Annotated in this window: 1 protein-coding gene; it reads right to left on the bottom strand. The window is 52.3% G+C overall.

The window, feature by feature from the left end; translation table 11 throughout:
* Positions 1-5,304 (bottom strand): S-layer family protein (locus FT643_RS23235; protein ID WP_198043822.1); only part of this gene is annotated, 5,304 nt, incomplete at both ends.

Below are 5,304 nucleotides of genomic sequence, written 5' to 3' on the forward strand. Positions count from 1 at the left end.
CATCGTCGCTCGCAATTACATCGACTGTTCCGGACGTATCGCCCGCTGCGATGTTAATCACTTCACCATTACTCAAGGTAACGGTCATTGCCGTATCGGCTGGGTTATCCAGCGTGGCCGTATAGGTGATCGTGCCGCCTTCAGTTACTGTGTCAGTCGCAGACAATGTCAGGTTCGATTCATCCGCATCGTCGCTGATCGTGGTGGTTGCTGGAGTTGTATCGACAACCAGGTTCTCCAAGTTTCCACCGCTGGTAGAAGCTATTGTGGCCGAAGCAGTATCGCCACCAGCATAGACATCGTCACTCGCGACAACATCAACGGTGCCGGATGTTGCTCCTGCAGCGATGCTAATTACTTGTCCATTACTCAAAGTAACGGTCATCGCGGTACCAGCAGGATTATCCAGCGTAGCCGTATAGGTAATCGTGCCACCTTCGCTAACCGTGTCAGTCGCTGACAGTGTCAGATTGGTTTCATCCGCATCATCATTAATCGTGGTCGTTGCAGCATCACTATCTGCTACCAGATTCTCAAAATTACCACCGCTGACAGAATCAATGGCTGCGCTGGCTGTATCACCGCCACCATAAACATCGTCACTTGCGATAACATCAACGGTACCGGAAGTGGCTCCTGCAGCGATACTGATTACTTGTCCATTATTCAACGTGACCGTCATGGCGGTGCCAGCCGGGTTATCCAGTGACGCGGTATACGTAATCGTGCCACCTTCACTGACTGTATCTGAGGCAGTCAAAGTCAGATTAGTCACATCACCATCGTCTGTGATGGACGTGGTTGCCGCATTGGTATCGGCTACCAGATTTTCAAAACCACCACCATCGGTTGCGGTAATAGCAGCGGAAGCAGAATCACCACCCGCATAAACATCATCGCTGGCTGTTGCATCTATAGTTCCGCTCACGGCACCGGCTGCAATTGAGATTACAAGGCCGTTGCTTAGCGTGACCGTCATCGCGCTGGCCGCTGGGTTATCTAGCGTGGCCGTGAAGGTGATGGTGCCGCCTTCAGCCACCGTGTCGGTTGCTGACAGGGTAACGTTGGTTGTGTCTGCATCATCGTTTATTGTGGTCGTTGCCGGAGTATCATCGACGACCAGATTTTCGAAGTTCCCGCCACTAGTAGAAGCTATCGTGGCCGAAGCCGTATCGCCACCAGCATAGACATCGTCACTCGCGACAACATCGACGGTACCGGATGTTGCTCCTGCAGCGATGCTAACTACTTGTCCATTACTCAAAGTAACGGTCATTGCCGTATCGGCTGGGTTATCCAGCGTGGCCGTGTACGTGATGGTTCCGCCTTCAGCCACCGTGTCGGTTGCAGACAGGGTAACGTTGGTTGTGTCTACATCATCATTAATCGTGGTGGTTGCTGGAGTTGCATCGACAACCAAGTTCTCGAAGTTCCCACCGCTGGTTGACGTAATCGATGCCGAAGCGGCATCGCCGCCCGCATAAGCATCATCGCTTGCAATTACATCGACTGTTCCAGACGTATCGCCCGCTGCGATGTTAATCACTTCACCATTACTCAAGGTAACGGTCATTGCCGTATCGGCCGGGTTATCCAACGTAGCCGTATAGGTGATCGTGCCGCCTTCAGTTACTGTGTCAGTCGCAGACAATGTCAGGTTCGATTCATCCGCATCGTCGCTGATCGTGGTGGATGCCGGGGTCTCATCGACAACCAGATTTTCGAAGTTCCCGCCACTGGCTGACGTGATCGCTGCCGAAGCGGTATCGCCGCCCGCATAAGCATCATCGCTTGCAATTACATCGACAGTGCCGGTAGTCTCGCCGGCTGCAATATTGATGACTTCGCCGTTGCTCAGAGTTACCGTCATCGCCGTATCGGCTGGGTTATCCAATGTCGCTGTATAGGTGATCGTGCCACCTTCACTGACTGTATCGGTTGCAGTAAGCGTTAGATTGGTTTCATCCGCATCATCATTGATGGTCGTGGTCGTTGCAGCATCGCTGTCTGCTACCAGATTCTCAAAATTACCACCGCTGACAGAATCAATGGCCGCACTGGCTGTATCGCCGCCGCCATAAACATCGTCACTCGCGATAACATCAACGGTACCGGAAGTGGCTCCTGCAGCTATACTGATTACTTGTCCATTATTCAGTGTGACCGTCATCGCGGTGCCAGCCGGGTTATCCAGTGACGCGGTATACGTAATCGTGCCACCTTCACTGACTGTATCTGAGGCAGTCAAAGTCAGATTAGTCACATCACCATCGTCTGTGATGGACGTGGTTGCCGCATTGGTATCGGCTACCAGATTTTCAAAACCACCACCATCGGTTGAGGTGATTGCGGCGGAAGCAGAATCACCACCCGCATAAACATCATCGCTGGCTGTTGCATCTATGGTTCCGCTCACAGCACCGGCTGCAATTGAGATTACAAGACCGTTGCTTAGCGTGACCGTCATCGCGCTGGCCGCTGGGTTGTCTAGCGTGGCCGTGTAGGTGATGGTGCCACCTTCAGCCACCGTATCGGTCGCTGACAGGGTAACGTTGGTTGTGTCTGCATCATCGTTGATCGTGGTGGTTGCTGGAGTTGAATCGACAACCAGATTTTCGAAGTTGCCACCGTTAGTAGAGATAATCGTTGCTGATGCAGTGTCACCACCCGCGTAGGCATCGTCACTTGCAACTATATCGACAGTGCCGGTAGTCTCGCCGGCTGCAATATTGATGACTTCGCCGTTGTTTAGAGTAACGGTCATTGCCGTATCGGCCGGGTTATCTAACGTCGCTGTATAGGTGATGGTGCCACCTTCGTTAACCGTGTCAGTTGCCGACAATGTCAGGTTCGATTCATCCGCATCGTCGCTGATCGTGGTGGATGCCGGAGCATTATCGACGACCAGGTTCTCGAAGTTTCCACCGCTGGTAGAAGCTATTGTGGCAGAAGCAGTATCGCCACCGGCATAGACATCGTCACTCGCGACAACATCTACGGTGCCGGTAGTCTCACCGGCTGCAATATTAATGACTTCGCCGTTGCTCAGAGTTACCGTCATCGCCGTATCAGCCGGGTTATCCAACGTAGCCGTGTACGTGATGGTGCCACCTTCACTAACCGTGTCGATCGCTGACAATGTCAGGTTCGATTCATCTGCATCATCGCTGACTGTCGTTGTCGCTGCATCACTATCCACCACCAGATTTGCGAAGTTACCACCGCTAGTAGAGGCTATCGTCGCCGAAGCGGTATCACCGCCCGCGTACACATCGTCGCTCGCAATTACATCGACGGTACCGGATGTCCCACCGGCCGCAATATTGATGACTTCGCCGTTGCTCAGCGTTACCGTCATCGCCGTATCGGCCGGGTTATCTAGAATAGCGGTATACGTAATCGTGCCGCCTTCAACAACCGTATCATTAGCAGTTAGTGTCAGATTCGTTGCGTCGCCACTATCAACTATCGTAGTGGTGGCCTCTGAAGTATCGACAATCAGATTTTCAAAATTGCCACCGGAGGAAGATACGATCGATGCCGATGCGGAACTATCTCCTGCATAAACGTCATTATTCGTGACTACATCAACGGTTCCTGAGGTATCGCCGGCTGCGATGTTGATCACTTCGCCATTACTCAAGGTAACGGTCATCGCCGTGTCGGCCGGGTTATCCAAAGTCGCCGTATAGGTGATAGTGCCGCCTTCAGTCACCGTGTCAGTCGCTGACAATGTCAGGTTCGATTCATCCGCATCGTCGCTGATCGTGGTGGATGCCGGAGCGTTATCGACGACCAGGTTCTCGAAGTTGCCACCGCTGGTAGAAACTATTGTCGCTGACGCAGTATCGCCACCAGCATAAACATCGTCACTCGCGACAACATCGACGGTGCCGGTAGTCTCGCCGGCTCCAATATTGATGACTTCGCCGTTGCTCAGAGTAACCGTCATCGCTGTATCAGCAGGATTATCTAACGTCGCCGTATAGGTAATCGTGGCGCCTTCAACAACCGTATCATTAGCAGTTAGCGTCAGATTCGTTGCGTCGCCACTATCAACTATCGTAGTGGCGGCCTCTGAAGTATCGACAATCAGATTTTCAAAATTACCACCGGAGGAAGATACGATCGATGCCGATGCGGAACTATCTCCTGCATAAACGTCATTATTCGTGACTACATCAACGGTTCCTGAGGTATCGCCGGCTGCGATGTTGATCACTTCGCCATTACTCAAGGTAACGGTCATCGCCGTGTCGGCCGGGTTATCCAAAGTCGCCGTATAGGTGATAGTGCCTCCTTCAGTCACCGTGTCAGTCGCTGACAATGTCAGGTTCGATTCATCCGCATCGTCGCTGATCGTGGTGGATGCCGGAGCGTTATCGACGACCAGGTTCTCGAAGTTGCCACCGCTGGTAGAAACTATTGTCGCTGACGCAGTATCGCCACCAGCATAAACATCGTCACTCGCGACAACATCGACGGTGCCGGTAGTCTCGCCGGCTCCAATATTGATGACTTCGCCGTTGCTCAGAGTAACCGTCATTGCCGTATCGGCTGGGTTATCCAATGTCGCTGTATAGGTGATCGTGTCACCTTCGTTGACTGTATCGGTCGCAGACAATGTCAGATTCGATTCATCCGCATCGTCGCTGATCGTGGTGGATGCCGGAGCATTATCGACGACCAGGTTCTCGAAGTTTCCACCGCTGACAGAATCAATGGCTGCACTGGCTGTATCACCGCCGCCATAAACATCGTCACTCGCGATAACATCAACGGTACCGGAAGTGGTTCCTGCAGCAATACTGATTACTTGCCCATTATTCAGCGTGACCGTCATGGCGGTGCCAGCCGGGTTATCCAGTGACGCGGTATACGTAATCGTGCCGCCTTCAACAACCGTATCATTAGCAGTTAGCGTCAGATTCGTTGCGTCGCCACTATCAACTATCGTAGTGGTGGCCTCTGAAGTATCGACAATCAGATTTTCAAAATTGCCACCGGAGGAAGATACGATCGATGCCGATGCGGAACTATCTCCTGCATAAACGTCATTATTCGTGACTACATCAACGGTTCCTGAGGTATCGCCCGCTGCAATATTAATGACTTCGCCATTGCTCAGAGTTACCGTCATCGCCGTATCGGCTGGGTTATCCAATGTCGCTGTATAGGTGATCGTGCCACCTTCACTGACTGTATCGGTTGCAGTAAGCGTTAGATTGGTTTCATCCGCATCATCATTAATCGTGGTCGTTGCAGCATCGCTGTCTGCTACCAGATTCTCAAAATTACCACCGC

Origin of the sequence: Ketobacter sp. MCCC 1A13808, assembly GCF_009746715.1 — a bacterium.
Classification (GTDB): Bacteria; Pseudomonadota; Gammaproteobacteria; order Pseudomonadales; family Ketobacteraceae; genus Ketobacter.